Annotated in this window: 18 protein-coding genes; 9 read left to right on the plus strand and 9 right to left on the minus strand. The window is 71.6% G+C overall.

Features of this window, described 5'->3' with window-relative positions:
- Nucleotides 1–54: 54 nt before the first annotated feature.
- The gene (mutS, locus tag NO345_RS17250; protein WP_256301310.1) at nt 55–2,733 is read left to right on the plus strand and encodes a DNA mismatch repair protein MutS; all 2,679 of its coding nucleotides are present in this window, start codon (nt 55–57) and stop codon (nt 2,731–2,733) included.
- 8 nt (nt 2,734–2,741) lie between these two features.
- Here the strand turns inward: mutS and NO345_RS17255 are convergent, their stop codons facing one another.
- The 3 genes from NO345_RS17255 to NO345_RS17265 all read right to left on the minus strand — a co-directional run bounded on the left by NO345_RS17255 (nt 2,742) and on the right by NO345_RS17265 (nt 4,696).
- The gene (locus NO345_RS17255; RefSeq protein WP_256301311.1) at nt 2,742–3,209 is read right to left on the minus strand and encodes a cupin domain-containing protein; all 468 of its coding nucleotides are present in this window, start codon (nt 3,207–3,209) and stop codon (nt 2,742–2,744) included.
- A gap of 74 nt (nt 3,210–3,283) precedes the next feature.
- Nucleotides 3,284–4,066, minus strand: coding sequence for an endonuclease NucS (nucS, locus tag NO345_RS17260; RefSeq protein ID WP_256301313.1), 783 nt, complete (start codon nt 4,064–4,066; stop codon nt 3,284–3,286).
- 54 nt (nt 4,067–4,120) lie between these two features.
- A complete protein-coding gene (locus tag NO345_RS17265) occupies nt 4,121–4,696 on the minus strand; it encodes a DUF6735 family protein (RefSeq protein ID WP_256301314.1) in 576 nt (191 codons plus the stop codon).
- Between the two features lie 156 nt (nt 4,697–4,852).
- Here NO345_RS17265 and NO345_RS17270 point away from each other — a divergent pair, with 156 nt between their 5' ends.
- Nucleotides 4,853–5,467: a hypothetical protein gene (locus NO345_RS17270; RefSeq protein WP_256301316.1), complete on the plus strand. Its 615-nt coding sequence runs from the start codon at nt 4,853–4,855 to the stop codon at nt 5,465–5,467.
- A 5-nt stretch (nt 5,468–5,472) separates the two neighbouring features.
- Here NO345_RS17270 and NO345_RS17275 read toward each other — a convergent pair whose 3' ends face one another.
- A complete protein-coding gene (locus NO345_RS17275; RefSeq protein ID WP_256301318.1) occupies nt 5,473–6,114 on the minus strand; it encodes a helix-turn-helix domain-containing protein in 642 nt (213 codons plus the stop codon).
- Nucleotides 6,115–6,197: 83 nt separating this feature from the next.
- Here NO345_RS17275 and hutU point away from each other — a divergent pair, with 83 nt between their 5' ends.
- The 3 genes from hutU to hutI are packed head-to-tail and all read left to right on the plus strand — an operon-like array spanning nt 6,198 to nt 10,104.
- Nucleotides 6,198–7,967: a urocanate hydratase gene (gene hutU, locus NO345_RS17280; RefSeq protein WP_256301320.1), complete on the plus strand. Its 1,770-nt coding sequence runs from the start codon at nt 6,198–6,200 to the stop codon at nt 7,965–7,967.
- Entirely contained in the window at nt 7,964–8,890 is a 927-nt protein-coding gene (gene hutG / locus NO345_RS17285) for a formimidoylglutamase (protein ID WP_256301322.1), read from the plus strand. The genes hutU and hutG overlap by 4 nt, the downstream gene beginning before the upstream one ends.
- Nucleotides 8,887–10,104, plus strand: a complete 1,218-nt coding sequence (gene hutI / locus NO345_RS17290) for an imidazolonepropionase (protein WP_256301323.1) — start codon at nt 8,887–8,889, stop codon at nt 10,102–10,104. Before hutG ends, hutI begins: the two co-directional genes overlap by 4 nt.
- A 15-nt stretch (nt 10,105–10,119) precedes the next feature.
- Here the strand turns inward: hutI and NO345_RS17295 are convergent, their stop codons facing one another.
- Nucleotides 10,120–11,304, minus strand: a complete 1,185-nt coding sequence (locus NO345_RS17295; RefSeq protein WP_256301325.1) for an MFS transporter — start codon at nt 11,302–11,304, stop codon at nt 10,120–10,122.
- Between the two features lie 132 nt (nt 11,305–11,436).
- Here NO345_RS17295 and NO345_RS17300 point away from each other — a divergent pair, with 132 nt between their 5' ends.
- The gene (locus NO345_RS17300; RefSeq protein ID WP_256301327.1) at nt 11,437–11,715 is read left to right on the plus strand and encodes a DUF8152 family protein; all 279 of its coding nucleotides are present in this window, start codon (nt 11,437–11,439) and stop codon (nt 11,713–11,715) included.
- A 23-nt stretch (nt 11,716–11,738) separates the two neighbouring features.
- Here the strand turns inward: NO345_RS17300 and NO345_RS17305 are convergent, their stop codons facing one another.
- A complete protein-coding gene (locus NO345_RS17305) occupies nt 11,739–12,773 on the minus strand; it encodes a YhjD/YihY/BrkB family envelope integrity protein (RefSeq protein ID WP_256301328.1) in 1,035 nt (344 codons plus the stop codon).
- 123 nt (nt 12,774–12,896) lie between these two features.
- Here NO345_RS17305 and NO345_RS17310 point away from each other — a divergent pair, with 123 nt between their 5' ends.
- Entirely contained in the window at nt 12,897–13,856 is a 960-nt protein-coding gene (locus tag NO345_RS17310) for a carbohydrate kinase family protein (protein WP_256301330.1), read from the plus strand.
- Here NO345_RS17310 and NO345_RS17315 read toward each other — a convergent pair.
- Together NO345_RS17315 and NO345_RS17320 are read right to left on the minus strand one after the other, a co-directional pair.
- Nucleotides 13,848–14,933, minus strand: a complete 1,086-nt coding sequence (locus NO345_RS17315) for a M24 family metallopeptidase (protein WP_256301332.1) — start codon at nt 14,931–14,933, stop codon at nt 13,848–13,850. The genes NO345_RS17310 and NO345_RS17315 overlap by 9 nt on opposite strands.
- Nucleotides 14,930–16,051 (minus strand): Gfo/Idh/MocA family protein, encoded by a 1,122-nt coding sequence (locus tag NO345_RS17320; protein WP_256301334.1) that lies wholly within the window; start codon nt 16,049–16,051, stop codon nt 14,930–14,932. Before NO345_RS17320 ends, NO345_RS17315 begins: the two co-directional genes overlap by 4 nt.
- An 85-nt stretch (nt 16,052–16,136) precedes the next feature.
- Here NO345_RS17320 and NO345_RS17325 point away from each other — a divergent pair, with 85 nt between their 5' ends.
- Nucleotides 16,137–16,703 (plus strand): DUF8054 domain-containing protein, encoded by a 567-nt coding sequence (locus NO345_RS17325; RefSeq protein ID WP_256301335.1) that lies wholly within the window; start codon nt 16,137–16,139, stop codon nt 16,701–16,703.
- Nucleotides 16,704–16,714: 11 nt separating this feature from the next.
- Here NO345_RS17325 and NO345_RS17330 read toward each other — a convergent pair whose 3' ends face one another.
- A complete protein-coding gene (locus NO345_RS17330) occupies nt 16,715–17,164 on the minus strand; it encodes a universal stress protein (protein WP_256301337.1) in 450 nt (149 codons plus the stop codon).
- A 222-nt stretch (nt 17,165–17,386) separates the two neighbouring features.
- On the opposite strand from NO345_RS17330, the gene hutH reads away from it, so the two are divergent.
- Nucleotides 17,387–18,955: a histidine ammonia-lyase gene (gene hutH / locus NO345_RS17335; protein ID WP_256301339.1), complete on the plus strand. Its 1,569-nt coding sequence runs from the start codon at nt 17,387–17,389 to the stop codon at nt 18,953–18,955.
- Nucleotides 18,956–19,033: the final 78 nt, after the last annotated feature.

Here is a 19,033-nt window from a genome sequence, read left to right on the forward strand (position 1 = left end):
GACTCCCGCCACAGACCGGGTCGCTCTTGTGGGTCGGCCGCCTGAGCCGCACCCATGGACGGAGCGCTCGGACCGCCGGCGAAGATGGCCGAGCAGGCCGACGAGCTGACGCCGATGATGCGGCAGTACTTCGAGCTGACCGGGCGCTACGACGACGCGCTCGTGCTGTTCCAGGTCGGCGACTTCTACGAGACGTTCTGCGAGGCCGCCGAGGTCACCAGCCGCATCTGCGAGGTGACCCTGACCAAGCGCGAGGACTCGACCGGTCGCTACCCGATGGCCGGCGTCCCCATCGACAACGCCGAGAGCTACATCGAGTCGCTGCTGGAGGCCGGCTACCGCGTCGCGGTCGCGGACCAGGTGCAGGAGCCCGAGGAGACGACCGGTGTCGTCGACCGGGCCGTGACCCGGGTCGTCACCCCGGGCACGCTCACCGAGGACGAGCTGCTCGCCTCGGCGGACAACAACTTCGTCGCCTGTCTCACCCGGAGCGCGGACCCGGACGACGAGCCGGCGACCTCCGGCGAGTACGGCTTCGCGGTGCTCGACGTCTCGACGGGCGACTTCTACGCGACGGCCCCGCCCTCACCGGCCGCCGTCGCCGACGAGGTGGGCCGGTTCGACCCCGCCGAGGCCATCGTCGGGCCCGAGGTCGGCACCGACGCCTTCCCGGCCGACTGCATGGTCTCGCCGTTCGACCGGACCGCCTTCGACCGCGACGCCGCGGCCGGGAAGGTCCGTGAGTACTTCGGCGACCCCGACGCCCTCCTCGCGGGGGCGGCCGAGATCCGGGCCTGCGGCGCGCTGCTCGCCTACGCGGAGTACGCTCGCGGCGGTGCCGGCGAGCCCGCGACGGACGACTCCGCGGGTGCAACGGAGTCCGAGGACGGGCATCTCGACTACCTGAACCACCTCACCCGGTACGACCCTCGCGAGTACATGGTGCTCGACCCGACCGCACTCGCCAGCCTCGAACTGTTCGAACGCCGGGCGGTGCGGGGCGTCGAGGGCGCGACGCTCGCCGACGTGCTCGACGAGACCGCCTGCGCGATGGGCCGTCGCCGGCTCACAGACTGGCTCCGCCGTCCGCTCGTCGACGAGGAGCGCATCGCCGGCCGCCACGACGCCGTCGGCGAACTCGCTCGCGACCCCGCTACGCGGGAGCGGCTCCACGAACTCCTCCGGGACGTGTACGACGTGGAGCGGCTCATCGCCCGCGTCTCCCGGGGTCGCGCGAACGCCCGCGACCTCCGCTCGCTGAAGGACACCCTCGACGTGGTGCCCGAGCTGAAGTCCGCCCTCGGCGACGTCGACTGCGACCGGCTCCGCCACCTCCGAGACGGGCTCGACGAACTCGAGGACGTGCGCGAGCTGATCGGCCGGGCGGTCCGGTCCGAACCTCCCATCGAGGTAACCGAGGGCGGCGTGATCCGGGAGGGCTACGACGACCGGCTCGACGACCTCCGCGAGACCGAACGCTCGGGCAAACAGTGGATCGACGAGCTCGAAGCCGGCGAGCGGGAGCGCACCGGCATCGACTCGCTGAAGGTCGGCCACAACCAGGTCCACGGCTACTACATCGAGGTGACGAACCCGAACCTCGATGCGGTGCCCGCGGACTACCAGCGCCGGCAGACGCTGAAGAACTCCGAGCGGTTCTACACGCCCGAGCTGAAGGAGCGCGAGGACGAGATATTCCGGGCGGAGCAACGGGCCGACGACCTCGAGTACGAGCTGTTCCGCGAGGTGCGCGAGACCGTGGCCGCCGAGACCGAGCGCGTCCAGCGCCTCGCGGACCGCGTGGCGGCGCTCGACGTTTTCGTCGCGTTCGCCACGGCGGCCGCCCAGTACGGTTACAGTCGTCCCACCTTCTCCGAGGAGGGCATCGACATCGCCGCCGGACGGCACCCGGTCGTCGAGCGCACGCAGGAGTCGTTCGTGCCGAACGACGCCAGCTTCGACCGCGAGGAGTTCCTCGCCGTCGTCACCGGCCCGAACATGAGCGGGAAGTCGACGTACATGCGGCAGGTCGCGCTCATCTGCGTGATGGCCCAGGCCGGCAGCTTCGTGCCCGCCGCATCGGCCGACCTGCGCATCCTCGACCGGGTGTTCACCCGCGTCGGCGCGAGCGACGACATCGCCGGCGGCCAGTCGACGTTCATGGTCGAGATGACCGAACTCGCCGACATCCTCCGGGAGGCCAGCGAGGACTCGCTGGTCCTGCTCGACGAGGTCGGCCGCGGGACCTCGACGGCCGACGGGCTCGCCATCGCCCGTGCCGTCACCGAGTACGTCCACGACGAGCTCCGGGCGACGACCCTGTTCGCGACGCACCACCACGAGCTAACCGAGACGGCCCGCGGGCTCGACGGCGCGTTCAACCTGCACTTCTCCGCGACCGAGACCGACGACGAGGTCCGGTTCAACCACGAGGTCGGTCCCGGTCCCGCCACGGCGTCCTACGGCGTCGAGGTCGCCCGCGCCGCCGGCGTGCCCAACGCGGTGCTGGACCGCTCGCGGGAGCTGCTCGCGCGGACGACCGCCGAGCCGGTCCCGAACAGTGGCGTCGACGAGCCAGCCGAGGCTTCGGACGTCGCTGCAGAAGGTGCTGACGGCGTCGAGGCCGAGGACGCCGCGGCCGTCGCCGGCCGGCTCCGACAGCTCAACGTCGCGGACACGACACCGATGGAAGCGCTGCGGCTCCTCGACGAGCTGCAGCGAGAACTGGAGTAGTCCGGGGCCTATACGGGGGCCTCGAACTGGTTGTCGCACTCGGGGCAGCGCAGGTACTGCCCGTCCTCCGTCATGAGGAACTGGAGCGTCTCCGACTCCCCACACTCGCGGCACTCCATCGGCACACGGATGTCCTCGCTCGGCGTCGGTGCCCCGAGCGCGATGACGACCGCGTCCTCGTCACCGTCGTTCACGCTCGTCTGGAAGTCGCCCGGCGCGAAGCGGACGACCTCGTGCTCGCCGACCACGAACTCCTCCTCCGGCGTCTGGAACGTCACCTCGCCCTCGACCACGTAGAACACCTCCTCCTGGTCGAAGTGGGCGTGCATCCCACCGGAGAGGGACTCGCCGGGCTCGATGGCGTAGTAGTTGATCGCGAGGTCGTCGGTACCGAGGTGGTCCGACAGGCCGCGCCGGTCGAGGTCCGAGCCGTCCATGAACGCCGGTTCCACGTCGTCGATGTCGACTTTCTCCATGCGCCGGAGTCCGGACGGGAGCGTGAAAAGTCTCCCCGTCCCGGCGAGGGCGTCGCCGGCGTCCCGACTGGTTCTCACTCCCCCTCGGACGGGGGCTCGACCGCCGAGAACTCCAGCCCCCGGTCGGCCAGCATCCGGCGGGCGCGGTCGGTGACCGACGGCGCGACGAGGATGCCCCGGACCGTGGCGTCGGCGTGCAGGTCCCGCTCCAGCGCGTCGACGTACCGGGTCAGCTGGCCGACCGCGTCCGGCCCGACGCGCTTTCGCTTCAGCTCGACGACCACGACGTTGCCGTCGGCGTCCTCGCCGAAGATGTCGACCGCGCCGGCGGCGGTCCGGCGCTCGGTGACGAGCGGCTGGAACCCCGGTTCGACCAGGTCGGGCGACTCCAGTACTCGCTGGCGGAGGTCCTCCTCGGAGCCGGTGAGCGAGAGCGACTCGCCGTCGTCGACGGCGAACGCGGACACCTGCCGGACCGACTCGAAGCTGACGACGAGTTCCTCGTCGGGGCTCTCACGTGTGCTGACCAGCCGAAGCGGGGCGTCGTCGTCCGCGTCTGTCCCCTCGTCCCCGCCTTCGACGCGCTCGACGCGCTGTGAACAGCCCGGTGGCTGCCAGTTCACCGGCTGCTGGCCCTCGTCGGTGTGGACCAGCACTGTCCCGTCGGGCTTCGCGGTGACGTGGCGGTCGCCCGGGCCGAGCGTGCTCGACGCGCGGCCCTCGTAGTCGACCGAACAGCGGCCGAAGACGGTGAGCAGGTCGCCACGCTCCAGCGCCCCGGCCATCGCCGCTTCCGCCTCGGAGAGCGTCGGCTCGACGACGGTCCGGACGCCGGTCCCGGTTCGTTCGGTTGTCACTGCCCGCAACTCGGGGGCGGCGGTACAAAAGCCGCACGCGTCGGGGCAGGCGTGTCAGGGTGGCAGCAGCACGGTCCGGCCCTCGGCCGCCCACTCCCGCACCCGGGTCCGGAGGTGCTCGCGGGATGCCGCCCCGTCGAGCCTGCCGGAATCGTGGAGCACGCGCACCGTGTCGGCGACGCCACGGAACCAGGCCGACACGCGTGCGGCGTCGCCGACCGGGTCGCGGCCACGCCGGAGCGAGACGAGCGCGCCGTCGCCCACGGGTTCGGCGTCGTCCAGCGCCCGGGCGAACCAGCAGGGCTGGAACGCGCGGACGTCGCCGGTTCGAGAGACCACGAACGCGGCCTCGTACTCGAGGAAGTCGAACCGCCCGGGGAGGGTGTCCAGGCTGGGCACCGAGCCCCGTGGCTGGGGGTCGACCGGGGCGTCGTGGTCGGACGGGGTGTCGGGTCGCTCGCCAGCCACGACAGCTTCGTGCGCTGCCTGCTCCCAGCCCGCATTGGCTCCGAACGGGCTGTCCGGGCCGAGATCGTCGGACAGCGCGAAGCCGAGCGCGCCCCACTGCGAGTGATGCAGCGAGTACGACCCGTCGGCGCGTCCGTAGGCTACGAGCGCGCGGTGGCCCATCTGTTCCCCCTCGGCAGTACGTCCATCGGCCGTCCAGCTACGTCGAGTGCTGTCGTCATCCGACCGTCTTTGGTCCCGTCCCCGGCCATAAACTGTCGGCTGGGTCGGACCGATGGAAATACCAGTCCGCCGGCAGATCGTCGGGACGTAGGACCGATGCCGAACCTCGAATGGCGATTCGACCGGGGGTCATCGCGGTTCCACCGACTCCTGTCGTCGCTCCTGATCGGTTCGTTCGGCGGTGCGACGTTGCTCCTTCTGTACGGGGCGACCGGCTTCACGACGGCAGTCATCCTCGGCGGCGGCACCCATCGACCGCTCGCGCTCGCCGTGGTCGGGCTCCTCGTCGGTGGTCTGGCGGCCGTACACGCCGTTCGCGGACTCCGGGTCTGGCCCGTCGATGTACGCGGGTTCCGGCGGCTGGTGGTCGCCTCGATGGTGGGTGCCGTGTGGTTGTCCGCGGCCGCGACCGTCTCGTTCGACGCGGCTCTGGTCGCGTTCGGAGGGGTGTTCGTCCCCGCTGCACTGGTCCGTGGGACGTGCCGGTCCGCCGGCTCCGTGGACACGGACACCGGCCGGGTGACCGTTAACGGGCGAACGACGAGCACCGGGGACATTGTGTCGATCCGGACGCTATCGGTGTTGGGCATCACCGTCGTTCGGTTCGAACCCGCGGCCGACGCTGACGAGGCGTTGCGGATGCCGTTCGTCTGCTCCACGGAGACGGCACGGGAGGTGCGAGCGCTGCTCGAACCGGAGGCCGACGGCTGATCTCCTCACCGCAGCCGCGGCGCGAGCGCACCCAGCAGCTTGTTCTCGGCGCGCCGGAGGTGCTCCTCGGCGGTGCGGCGGTCCACGTCCAGTGCCTCGCCGAGGTCCGCGGTGGTCGCCTCCCGGGGAATCTCGTAGTAACCCGCCTCGAAGGCGGTGGTCAGGGCCTCGCGCTGGCGTGGGCTGAGGTCGGGGAGGACGGCGTCGAGGTCGACGAGGGGTGAGCTCCGGCTCGGCCGCGCCCGGTCGTGCTTTGCCTCGACGGTCACGTCGTGGTCGGCCGCGATGTCGCGGTAGAACCCGGTGAGGTTCGCGGGGTCGAGCGCGAGCACGCGGACGACCTTCGCGCCGCGCTCGTACCGGATCGGCGGGACGAGCAGGCAGTCGTTGGCCGCGACGTACGGCTCGATGGTGTCGTCGTGCTCGCGGAGGCAGTCGGCGGTGACGAGCAGCAGCTCGTCGTCGTGGGCGACGGCGTCGGAGACGCCCACGGCGGCCTCGACGTGCTCGCGCACGCCCTCCGCGGGACCGCGCACGTGGAGCAGGTCCCGGTGGTCGTTGCACCAGAGCTCGACCGAGGCGTCCGTGCCGGCGGTGGCGGCGGCGTACGGGCTGTCGTCGGCGACGCGGGCGGTGACCTCGTGCATCGGTGGCTGTTGGCACGCCTTATTTAAAAACACCTCCCATAGCTTGCCATTCTCCCATCGGGCTGGCCCCCGTCTCTCCATGTATGCAACAGCACGGTGACGACGCGAGCGACGACGACGGCCACGACGTCGGCGAGCCGTCCGAACAGTGGCGCGAGTACCAGGGCGCACCGACCGGCACCGACATCGAGTGCGAGGGCTGGCGGCAGGAGGCCGCGCTGCGGATGCTGAACAACAACCTGGACCCGGAGGTCGCCGAGAAGCCCGAGGAGCTGGTGGTGTACGGCGGGACCGGGCGTGCGGCCCGGAGCTGGGACGCCTACGACGCCATCCTCGGGGAGCTCAGGGAGCTCGCGGACGACGAGACGCTGCTCGTGCAGTCCGGCAAGCCCGTCGGCGTGTTCCGAACCCGCGAGGAGTCACCGCGGGTGCTCATCGCGAACTCGAACATCGTCGGGCGCTGGGACAGCTGGGAGCACTTCCACGAGCTGGAGGCGAAGGGGCTCATCATGTACGGCCAGATGACCGCCGGCTCGTGGGCGTACATCGGCACGCAGGGCATCATCCAGGGCACCTACGAGACGCTCGCCGAACTCGCCAGGCAGCACTACCCCGAGAACGACGGCCTCCGGGGCAAGACCGTCGTCACGGCCGGGCTCGGCGGGATGGGCGGCGCACAGCCGCTGGCGGTGACGATGAACCACGGCGTCTGCATCGCCGCGGAGGTCGACGAGGAGCGCATCGACCGCCGCATCGAGACGGGCTACTGCATGGCCAAGACCGACGACCTCGACGAGGCCATCGAGCGCGCCGAGGAAGCCGCCGAGGCCGGCGAGCCGTTCTCCATCGGCGTCCACATGAACGCCGCCGACATGTTCGACGGGCTGCTGGAGCGGGGCTGGGTGCCCGACGTCGTCACCGACCAGACCAGCGCACACGACGAACTGGAGGGCTACTACCCGTCGGGCTACACCGTCGACGAGGCCGACGAACTCCGCGAGCGCGATCCCGAGCAGTACGTCGCGGAGAGCATGGACACGATGGAGCGCCACGTCGACGGCATCCTCCGGCTGCAGGACGAGGGGGCCATCGCGTTCGAGTACGGCAACAACATCCGCGGGCAGGTCGAGGACCACCGGAACCGGGAGGACGCGTTCGACTTCCCCGGCTTCGTCCCCGCCTACATCCGGCCGCTGTTCTGCCGCGGGAAGGGCCCGTTCCGGTGGGCCGCGCTCTCGGGCGACCCGGCCGACATCCACCGGACCGACGAGGCCGTCCTCGAACTGTTCCCCGAGAAGGACCACCTGCGTCGCTGGATCGAGCTCGCACAGGAGCAGGTCCACTTCCAGGGGCTCCCGAGCCGGGTCTGCTGGCTCGGATACCAGGCAGGAGATGATGACGATGGACTCACCGAGCGCGCCCGGTTCGCGCTCCGTATCAACGAACTCGTCGCCGACGGCGAGATATCGGCACCGGTCGTCGTCACGCGGGACCACCTCGACGCGGGCTCCGTCGCCAGCCCGAACCGCGAGACGGAGGCGATGCGCGACGGCTCCGACGCGGTCGCCGACTGGCCCATCCTGAACGCGCTGCTGAACACGGCCGCCGGGGCGGACATCGTGAGCGTCCACGACGGTGGCGGCGTCGGCATCGGCAACTCGCTGCACACGAACAACCACGTCGTCCTCGACGGCAGCGAGCAGGCCGCCGAGACGGCGAAGCGCGTGTTCACCACCGACCCCGGCATGGGCGTCATCCGGCACGCCGACGCGGGCTACGAGGAGGCGCTCGCGGAGGCCCGCGAATCCGACGTGCGAGTCCCGATGCGCGACCGTGGTGAGTCCAACCGATGACGGCGTTCACCGCGCCGCCCGACTGGGCCGGTACCTCGTCGGACCCGAACGACGAGCAGTTCGGCCACGTCGTCGAGGCCACGACGCTCTCGTCCGCCGACGACTACGACGCCGTCCTCGTCGGCGAGCCGTACGACGGTGCGGTCATCGGCCGCAAGGGGGCAGCCGACGGTCCCGCCGCCATCCGTGACACACTCGCCGGCGTCAAGAGCCACCACTTCGACGCCGGCCCCGTCTCGGGAGTCGGCGACCTCGGCGACGTTGCCCCCCCCGCGGCGGGCGGCGTCGAGGGCGTGCAGGACGCGGTCGCCGACACCACGGCCGCGGTCCACGAGGCCGACGCCCTCCCGGTCTTCCTCGGTGGCGACAACTCGCTGACCGTGGCGAACGTCCGGCCGCTGCTCGATTCGGGGAGCGTCGGCATCGTCAACTTCGACGCGCACCTCGACTGCCGCGAGGTCCCCGACGACGGTCCGACGAGCGGGACACCGTACCGCCAGCTGTTCGAGTCAGGGCTCGACGCCTACGCCCCGGTCGGGGTCCGGCACTTCGAGACCTCCACTACGTACCACGACTACCTGCGCGAGCAGGGCGGCGCGGTCGTGACTGCGGAGGAGGTCGGCGAAGATGCGGTCACAGCCGCGGACCGAGCGCTCGACGGCCTCGGCGACGTGGACCACGTCTACGTCTCCGTCGACGTGGACGTGCTGGACGCGACGGCCGCACCGGGTGCGAGCGCGCCGACGCCCGGCGGACTGACGACCAGGGAGCTGTACCGGGGACTCAGAATCGTCGCCAGCGACGACCGGATTGTGGGGTTCGAACTCGTCGAGACAGCTCCGTCGCTCGACGCCGACGACGGCCGAACCGTCGACGCGGCGGCCCGTGCGGTCGCCCACTTCCTCGCGGGGTGGTCGGCGTGACCGACCTCGTCGTCTACGACATCGGCGAGCTGGCGGTCGGCCCCGGCACGGACGAGCCGATGGAGACCATCGGGAACGCGGCCGTCGCGGTCGACGATGGCATGGTCGTCGCGGTCGGCGACACCGACGACGTGACCGACGAGCACCCACCGTCCGCCGCCACCGAAGCCCACGACGCGGTCGGACAGGCCGTCCTCCCGGGTTTCGTCGACCCGCACACCCACGCGCTGTTCGCCGGCGACCGCTCCGACGAGTTCGAGGCCAAGCTACGCGGGAGGACCTACCAGGAGCTTCTCGCGGAGGGCGGCGGCATCCTCCGGACGGTCGAGGCGGTCCGGAGAGCCGACGAGGACACCCTGCTCGCGAACCTGCTGTCCCACCTCGACGTGATGCTCGAACACGGCACCACGACGGTCGAGGTGAAGTCCGGCTACGGGCTCGACACCGAGACCGAACTGGGGATGCTCCGGGTCATCGGTCGCGCCGACGAGCAGCACCCGGTCGACGTGGTGCCGACGTTCATGGGTGCCCACGCCGTCCCGCAGGGGATGGACACCGACGACTACGTCGACGAAGTGGTCGAGGAGCAACTTCCCGCGGTCGCCGAGCAGGGCATCGCGCAGTTCTGCGACGTGTTCTGCGAGGAGGACGTGTTCTCGGTGGCACAGTCCCGGCGCGTGCTCGAAGCCGGGATGGAACACGGACTCACGCCGAAGGTCCACGCCGAGGAGCTCGCCCACATCGGCGGCACCCAGCTCGCAGCCGAGATCGGCGCGGCCAGCGCCGACCACCTGCTCCACTCGACCGCCGAGGACGTCGACGCGCTCGTCGACGGCGGCGTCGTGCCCGTCCTCCTGCCCGGCACGGCGTTCGGCCTCGGTGCCGAGTACGCCGACGCCGAGACGATGCTCGACCGCGACGCACCGGTCGCCATCGCGACCGACTTCAACCCCAACTGCCACAGCCACAGCATGGGGTTCGCCCAGTCGCTCGCCTGCGTCGGCATGGGGATGACCCCCGCCGAGGCGCTGCTGGCGAGCACGTACAACGCCGCCGAGGCGCTCGACCTGCCGGCCCGGCACGGCACGCTCCGGGAAGGCGCACCCGCCGACCTCGTCGTCGTCGACGCGCCGTCGTTCCGGCACGTGCCGTACCAGTACGGCGTCAATCTGGTGGAGACTGTCTGGAAGGACGGCGACCGAGTGCACGGCTGAGCGACCCGACTATCCTCACAGCCCCAGCCGGAGCGTCCGGTTCGCCAGCAGCGTCGCGAGCCCGACGGCCATCACGACCGCGAGCAGGGAGAACGCGGTCAGCCACGTCGTGAAGTCGGCGACGCCGCCGACGACGACGCTGCCGGTCGCGCCGAGTAGCATGTAGGCGGTGCGGACGAGGCCGAAGCCGACGCCGCGCTCCTCGGCCCCGAGCAGGTCGATGAACCGGGACTGGATGGGTGCACCCCACGACATCGAGAGGCCGACGAGCACGGACGCGACGGCGAACGTCGGGAGGCCGGCATCCCGGCTCGCGCCGACGACGAGCAGCGAGTAGCCGACGATGCCCGAGCTCATCGTGAGCATCGCCGTGGCGTCCCGGCCGAACCGGTCCGAGAGCGACCCGGTCAGGGGCTGTGTCGCGCCGTGGACGAGGAAGTACAGCGAGAACAGCAGGCTCGCCTGCGTCGTCGTCAGCCGTCCGGCCTCGTCGAGGAACGAGGGGAGGAAGGACGCGGTCGCCTGCCAGGTGAACGCGCCGAGGAACGCGAGCAGCGTCGTGTACGCGATGGCCGGCCGCGAGAGCAGTTCGGCGAGTGGCTCGAACGCGAACCGCTCGCGCATCGGCTGGTCCGGTCGGACCGGCTCGGTCGGCCGGACCTGTGTCGCGAACAGCGCGAAGACGGGCACCGCGGTGACGACGCCGAGCGCGATGGCCCAGCGCCAGCCGAACCGTGCGCCGACGAGGGCGGCCACGGGCGGGACGACCAGTCCGGCCATCGGGCCGCCGGCGACGTGGACGCCGATGGCCCGGCCCACGTCGTCGAACTGCTTCGCGAGGAACGTCGTCGCGACGGAGTAGTGCAGACCCGCCCCGGCACCGAGGAGCACCGCGCCGACGATGAACACGGGGACAGAGGGCGAGAGCGCGAGCAGGGCGGCGGTGACGCCGGTCGAGCCGACGGCTGCGAGGATGACCCGGCGCTCGCCGAAGCGGTCGCCGAGCACGCCGGACGGGAACTGCGTGAGCGCGTACGCCGCCCACATCCCGGAGAGCGCGAGTCCGAGGACGCCGTAGCTGACCCCGAAGTCGTCGACGACGAGCGGGAGCACCGGGCTGATCGCCAGCCGGGCGACCATCGTCGCGGCGAACGCCAGCGTGCAGGCGACGAGTGCGGTGTGTGCGTACCGCCAGTTCACGGGCGAGGTAGCGTGTCGTCGGGAAAGCCGGTTGCGGAAGCGGCCGCGGTCGCCGGTGAGCGCGGGCTATGTCACCGGTGGCCGTGCGCGGCCGGCGGTGCGTTCATCCCGGACCGGAGCCTATCCGGGGGCATGACCGGTGACGGCGCACTCGCCGACCTGGCCGCGACGCTCCGCCGAACCGAGGAGTACCCCGTCGACCGCGTGGCCAACCGCTGGCTCGGGGAGGCCGAAGCGGTCGCGGGCGACCTCGCCGACGCGGACCTCCCGGACGAGGTCGTCCACGAGCGGCTGGGCCACGTCGAGCACCTGCTCTCGAACGTGGACGGGACGGGCTCCGCGGAGGCCGACGCGCTGGTCGAACGGGCGAAGGCGCTGACTGCGACGGCCATCGAGCGGTACGAGGACTGACGCGAGGGGGTCGAGGGGCGCGGTCAGCCGTCGGGCCACCAGCGCAGTTCCAGTCCCACGGAGCCGCCGACGCCGAACAGCCCGTCCTCCTCGTCGACGACGGCCGACTCGGGGGCCTCGACCGCGACGGTCTCCCCGTCGACGGTGACCGAGAGCGTCGCGTCCTCGCCCTCGAGGCTGGCCGCGAGCCGTTCGAGGTCCGCCAGCAGCTCCTCGCGGCTGGTGCTGGTCTCGCGGTCGGTCCGGTCCCGTTCGACGCCGCCGAACACCGGTTCGATGTCCACGTCGCGCGAGCGGTTCGACAGGACGGCGTTGACGGCCGCACCGACCAGGATGAGCAGGCCGACGACGTAGAGCCAGGTCAGCAGCACGAGGATGCTCGCGACGAGGTTCGCGCCGGTTCCCCCCGATTTGAATGCCGTGAAGACGACCTGCGCGACGGTGATGCCGACCGCGGCGAGCGCGGTGCCGGGGACGACCTCGACGAGTGAGACGTCCGAGTCGGGGAAGACGTAGTACATCGGATAGAGGACGACGAACAGCCCGGCTGCGGTCGCGATCGCCCGGAGCACCGTCGCGGGGACGCCGTCGCCGCGCACCGTGACCAGGCTGCCGACGGCGCTCGCGAGCAGGATGGCCAGCGCGACGGTGACGAGCAGGAGCAGCCCGTCGCCGAGCTGGTCGGCGAACGTGTTCTCGTGTTCGGTCTCGTAGATGTCCGAGAAGGCGGTGTCGAGCCCGCGGAAGATGCGCAGGGTCCCCCAGACGAGGAAGGCGACCCCGAGGAGGGAGACGGAGGCGTCGGCGTCGGCGAGCCCCTGCTGGATGAGGTCGCTCGACTGCTCGGTGAGCACGGCCTGCATCACCGACACCACGGAGTCCTCCAGTGCGACGTTCTGTAGCTGCTGTACGAGGGCGAGCACCAGCAACAGGAGCGGCAGGATGGAGATGAACGCGTGGTAGGCGATGGAGCCCGCCATGAACGTCAGCTTCTCGGCCCTGATCTCGTGGACCACGGCCGTGCCGACCTCCCGGGCTCGACGGCGACTGACTCGCATGGGGTGACGGAGACGGGCCGGGGGGATATAGCCCGTGGCCTCCACTGCAGGCGGACTCCCGGGAGTGGGAACGCGGCTGCCACGAGAGGTGCGTTTAGGTACGCCGACCGAGAAGCCGTCTCCATGACCGACCACCGCGTGCTCGTCGCGGGCGAGACGCTCGTCGACTTCCTGCCCGAGCGCCCCGGCCCGCTGTCCGACGTGGCGTCGTTCGACCGGCGGGCCGGCGGTGCGCCCGCGAACGTCGCCGTCGGGCTCGCCCGGCTCGGGCACACGCCGCTGTTCTGGACCCGGGTCGGTGCCGACCCGTTCGGGGGCTTCCTCGCGGACACGCTCGCTGACGAGGGCATCCCCGGACGGTTCGTGGAGCGCGACCCGGACGCGAAGACGACCCTCGCGTTCGTCACCTCGGACGAGTCGGGCGACCGCGAGTTCACCTTCTACCGCGACGGCACCGCCGACACCCGTCTGGAGCCGGGAACCGTCCCCGACGACACCCTCGCCGACGTCGAGCGGGTCGTCTGCGGCGGCGTCCCGCTCGCGTCCGGACGGTCCCGCGAGGCCACGCTCGACCTGCTCGCGCGGGCGAGCGACGCCGGGACCGGGACGTGGTTCGACCCCAACTACCGGCCCGATCTGTGGCCGGGCGACGATTTCGCGGCCGTCGCCGGCGACGCCCTCGCCGACGTCGACGTGCTGAAGGCGACCGAGGAGGAGCTCCGGGCGCTGGGCCTCGCGGGCGACTCGCCGCGAGCACTCGCCGAAGCCGCGACCGAGCGCGGCCCCCGCACCGTGCTCGTGACGCTGGGCGGCGACGGTGCGCTCGCCCACGCGACGGCCGACGCGCCGTGGGGGCCGGCGACGGTCGAGCACGGGAGCTACGACGTGGACGTGGTCGACACGACCGGAGCCGGCGACGCGTTCTTCGCCGGGGCCATCGCCCGGACGACCGAGAGCGATGCGTCCCTCGGGTCGGTTCTCTCCTACGCGAACGCGGTGGCGGCCGTGGCGACCACCGCCAGGGGGGCGATGGCCGCGCTCCCGTCACACGACACTGTGGTGGCAGTACAGGACTCAGCGTAACGGGCCTGGCCGTGACAGGCAGACCTCGTGGCCGACGGCGTCGTGGTCTCGCGTCGGCCAGTCGTCGGTCCGGGTCAGCACCTCGAAGCCGTCCGCGGTGACGAGGACGGTGTCCTCGCTCTTCGCGCCACGGACCGTCGGGTTCCAGGCGTAGCCCTGCGGGAGCTGGACGGTGGCCCCGCTCCCGGGCGTGGCGATCCACTCCCGCCCGGCGAAGCCCGCGGCCCCGCCCTGGTGGTGGTTCCGCCACTCCTCGGGGAAGCCGACGGTCCCGTAGGCGTCCACGATGTCGGCGAACACCTCGCCGGCGGTACCGTCTTCGCGCCCGACAGCCCGAGTCGCCGCCAGCGCGGTCGTCTCGATGCGGGCCGCCGCGGCGTGCCGTTCGGCGAGCCAGTCCGGTTCGTCGAACGCGACCGTCCGGGTGCAACTCGCCGCGAGCCCCTCCCGGGTCCCGGTGACGGAGACGAGCGCGTAGCTGTCGAGGCTGGCGTCGGTCGGCGTGCAGTGCCGGTAGGCCTGCGCACGGCGCTCGCCGCCGACGAGGACGACCGGCGAGTCGATGCCGCGGGCGGTCAGTGCTGCCCGGAGTCGGGCGGCGACCGCGCGCTCGGTGTCCGAGCGAGTGCAGTCGCGACAGACCGTCTCGACGGCGGCGGCGACGTCGTGACCGAGCTCGCGGTACCGCTCGACGTCGCCGTCGGTCAGCGGCTGTCGCAGTGCGGTGGCGTCGACCGACTCGAACCCCGGCACGTCGAAGTCCGCCGCGGCGGGGGTCGCGGCGCGGTCGGCGACGGCCGAGGCGAGGTCGTCGGCGTGCCACGGGAACGACTCGACCGGCAGCCCGTCGAGCGCCTCGTCGGCCAGCCGGTCGGCCTCGATGTCGTCCGTGACGACCTGGAGCCCGGTGCCGTCGTAGCCGACCGCCGCGACGCCGACGTCGTCAGTTCGGTCGACGATGCTGTCGCCGCCGGTGAGCCAGGCGAAGCCGTTCGGGCGGGCGAACCAGACCGATTCGAGCCCGCGCTCGTCGAGGAACGCGTCCAGCCGCGCCAGCTTCGTCCCGGAGACCGTCATCCGTCGGGGCTCACCCAGCGCCCCGTCTCGTCGCTCTCGGCGATGGCGTCGAGCACGCGCTGGACGGCCATCGCGTCGCCGAAGTCCGGTTCGTACGGGTCACCCGACGCGACTGCGGAGAGGAACTCGTAGTTCTCGTGCACGAACGTGTGCTCCCAGCCGACGACGTGGCCCGGCGGCCACCAGTGATCGACGTATGGGTCGTCTTCGCCGGTGACCAGCACCGTCTCGTAGCCGCGGTCGCCCTCGCGGCACACCTCGAGCTCGTTCAGCCGCTCTAGCGAGAAGCGCAGGCTCCCCTCAGAGCCGTGGACGGCGACGTGGTGGTCGTTCTTGTGTCCGGTCGCGAAGCGCGAGGCTTCGAACGTCCCCACCGCGCCGCTCGCGAACTCGGCCTGCGCGCTGTAGGCGTCGTCCACGGTGACGGGCCTGGCCTCGCCCGTCTCGGGGTCGGGTCGCTCCTCGACGAACGTCTGCAGGTGGCCGCTCACGTGCTCGATGGGGCCGGTCCGGTCGCCGACGAGGAAGTTCGCGAGGTCGACCGTGTGTGCACCGAGGTCGCCCAGCGCCCCCGAGCCGGCGAGTTCGGCGTCGTTGCGCCAGCTCCACGGTGCGTCGGGGTCGACCAGCCAGTCCTGCAGGTACTGCCCACGGAACTGGTGTATCTCGCCGAGTTCGCCCGCCTCGATGAGGTTCCGTGCGTACTGGAGCGCCGGCACGAACCGGTAGTTGAACGCACAGCCCGCGGTGGCGCTGCTGTCCGCGGCGGCCTGTACCATCCGCTCTGCGCCCTCGGTCGTCGGCGCGAGCGGCTTCTCACAGAGCACGTGCGTCCCGGATTCGAGCGCGGCGACGGAGGGGTCGACGTGCAGGAAGTTCGGGCCGAGGTTGTAGAACACGTCGACCTCGTCGACCACGTCGCGCCAGTCGGTCGCGGTCCGTTCGAAGCCGAGTCGTTCCTTCGCCTCGGCGAGTGCGTCCTCGTCCGTCCCGACGAGCACGTCGCGTTCGACCGCCGGAGCGTCCGGGAAGAACATCGGCAGGCGGGCCAGCGCGTTCGCGTGGGCCTTCCCCATGAACCGGTAGCCGAGGAAGCCGACGGAGAGTGGATCGTCCATACCGGGGCGACGGCCGACGCCGGGTAAAGCCTTCGCCCGGGGCGGCGACGACAGGTTTACGCGCGACGACCGACCAGTTTCGGACGTGACTCTCCGCGACTCCGTACGACGGCTGGCCACCAGGCTCGGCCTGGGTAGCGGCGGCGTCCGGGCGGGCCCCGAAGCCGTCCTCGGAACGGTGGCCGAGGACGACAGCCCGACCGAGACGCTGGTCGATGCCGGTGTGATACGTCCCGTCGCCGACGGCTACGTGCTCGCCGACGAGTTCGAGAACCGCTGGCTCGACTCGATGGCTCCGTTCCGCGAAGCGACGGCCGAGCAGATCGCCGACGGCATCCGTGGTGTCCGGCCGGACGCGACGGTCGGAGTCGAGGACCGGGACGGTCGGCCGACGCTCGTCGTCGCCGACGGCTGGGACGGGGGGACGCTCGAACTGTCGCGGGCGGCTGCGATCGCCGACGTCGCGGCGGTCAACACGCTTGCTGGGTCGGACGTCGCTCCGACCGACCGGCTGGCCTGTCTGTCGGTCCTCAGGCGGCACCTCGGGGAGTGTCCGGACTGCGGGACGGTGCTGGTCGAGGAGACGGACGTCGACGACGGCAGCACGGTCGTCGCGTGCCCGGACTGCAGGGCCGAGCTCTCCCGGTCCTGACGGCCGCCGACTCACTCGCCGCGGACGAACGTCACCGGACACGGGGCGTTCAGCATGACCGACTGCGCGGTCGACCCGAACACCGCCTTCCCGGTCGGCGAGCGGCTCCGGCCGCCGACGACGACGAGGTCCGCGTCCTCCTCGCCGGCGAGCTCGACCACGCGGTCGCCGTAGTCGCCGACGCCACCCCGCACGACCACGTCGAGGCCGGCGTCGGCGAGCGTCGCTCGGATCTCCCGCACCGTGGAGTATCGCTCGGCGACGTCGTCGGCCGTCACCTCCGCGGCGGGCTCTATGTCGAGCTTCTCGCGGACGTCCGCGTACTCGTCCTCGCCGAAGACGTGTGCGAGCACGACCGTCGCGCCCGCCGGCCCGGCGATGTCCGTGACCGTCGCTGTCAGTGCCTCCACCCGTTCCCTGTCCCCGCGGCCGACAGCGAGCAGTACCGTTTCGAGTGCCATTTGTCCCGCCTACGACCCGCCCCGACATAAAATCGCGTGGTCGTTTACTCGGTTCTGGATGAAGATTTAGGGCTCCGGGGGCGCCACACCCGTGAGCGCCCGACGCCCAAGTATAAATACGCCTCCTATAGGTGGGGCAGTTCCCTTCGGGCTGGCCGTCGTTGTCCGTGGTATGAACGAGGACCGAGGGCTCGATACCGGACGGACGGCGGGTGACCACGCGTGACCGTCACGCTGGACAGCGAGACGCTGACGCCGGCCGACGTGGCGGCGGTAGTGCGCGAGGACGAGCCGGTCGCGGTCGCCGACGACGCCCGGGAGCGGGTGCGCACGGCACGCGAGCGGGTCGAGGACGTGCTCGAGTCCGGCGAGGCGGTGTACGGCCTCAACACGGGGTTCGGCGAGCTCGTCAACGAGCGCATCCCGCCGGAGCGCGTGGTCGACCTCCAGACGAACCTGCTCCGGAGCCACGCCGCCGGTTCGGGGCGCGAGTGCACACGAGAGGAGGTCCGCGCGATGCTCGTGACGCGCGTCAACGCGCTGGTCAAGGGTAACTCGGGCGTCCGCGAGACGGTCGTCGACCACCTCGTGACGATGCTGAACGAGGGGGTACACCCGGTCGTCCGCTCGCGTGGGAGCCTCGGTGCGAGCGGCGACCTGGCCCCGCTGGCGCACATGGCACTGGTCCTGCTCGGCGAGGGCGAAGCCGACCGCGACGGCGAGCGCCTGCCCGGCGACGAAGCCCTGGCGGCGGCCGGCCTCGAACCGCTCACGCTCGAGGCCAAGGAGGGACTCGCGCTCATCAACGGGACCCAGCTCACGGTCGGGAAGGCCGCGCTGGCGGTCGTCGACGCCGAGCGCGTCGTCCGCGCCGCCGACGTGGCGGGGGCGCTCACGACCGAGGTGACGATGGGGACGACCGCGAGCTGTGCGCCGGTGATCCAGGCGGTCCGCCCGCACGACGGGCAGGCGGAGAGCGCCCGGAACGTCCGCCGCTGCTGTGACGACTCGGAGATCGTCGAGTCACACCGGAACTGCGACCGCGTGCAGGACGCCTACAGCATCCGGTGTCTTCCGCAGGTCCACGGTGCCGTCCGCGACGCGGTCGCCCACCTCCGCGAGGCCGTCGAGACCGAGCTGAACAGTGCGACCGACAACCCGCTGGTGTTCGACGCGGACGCGACCCACGCCCGCGCCTCGGGCACCGAGACGGCCGCGGTGCTCTCGGGCGGGAACTTCCACGGCGCACCGCTGGCCCACCGGCTCGACTACCTGACCGCCGCCATGACCGACCTCGCGGCCATCTGCGAGCGCCGCGTCGACCGCATGGTGAACCCGAACCTGCAGGAGCCCCACCTCCCGCCGTTCCTCACCGCCGAGAGCGGCCTGCGTTCGGGCTACATGATCGCCCAGTACACCGCGGCCTCGCTGGTCAACGAGTGCCGGTCGCTCGGGCGGAGCGCGACCGACAACACGCCCGTCTCCGGTGGACAGGAGGACCACGTGAGCATGTCGGCACAGGCCGCACACCACGCTCGTACCGCGGTCGACGACGCGACGGCCGTCGTCGGCGTCGAGCTCCTCTGTGGCGCGCAGGCCATGGAGTTCGTGGACGACGATCTCGTCCCCGGCGCGGGGACGGGAGCAGCCTACGACGCGGTCCGGGAGCTGGTCGACCCGCTGGACGCCGACCGGGAGCTCGCCCCGGAGATGGACCGGGCCGCGGCGCTCGTGGAGTCGGGGATGCTCGACGAGGCGGTGGCAGAGGCGCTCCCGGAGCCGCTGGAGTAGGAAAACGACTCGACGTGCGCGACCCACCGGGGCACCGAGGGGGTGGGGGGAGTTGGGGGAGTGGTGCCTCCGACGCTA

Source organism: Haloarchaeobius salinus (genome assembly GCF_024464185.1).
In the GTDB taxonomy this organism is placed as follows: domain Archaea; phylum Halobacteriota; class Halobacteria; order Halobacteriales; family Natrialbaceae; genus Haloarchaeobius; species Haloarchaeobius salinus.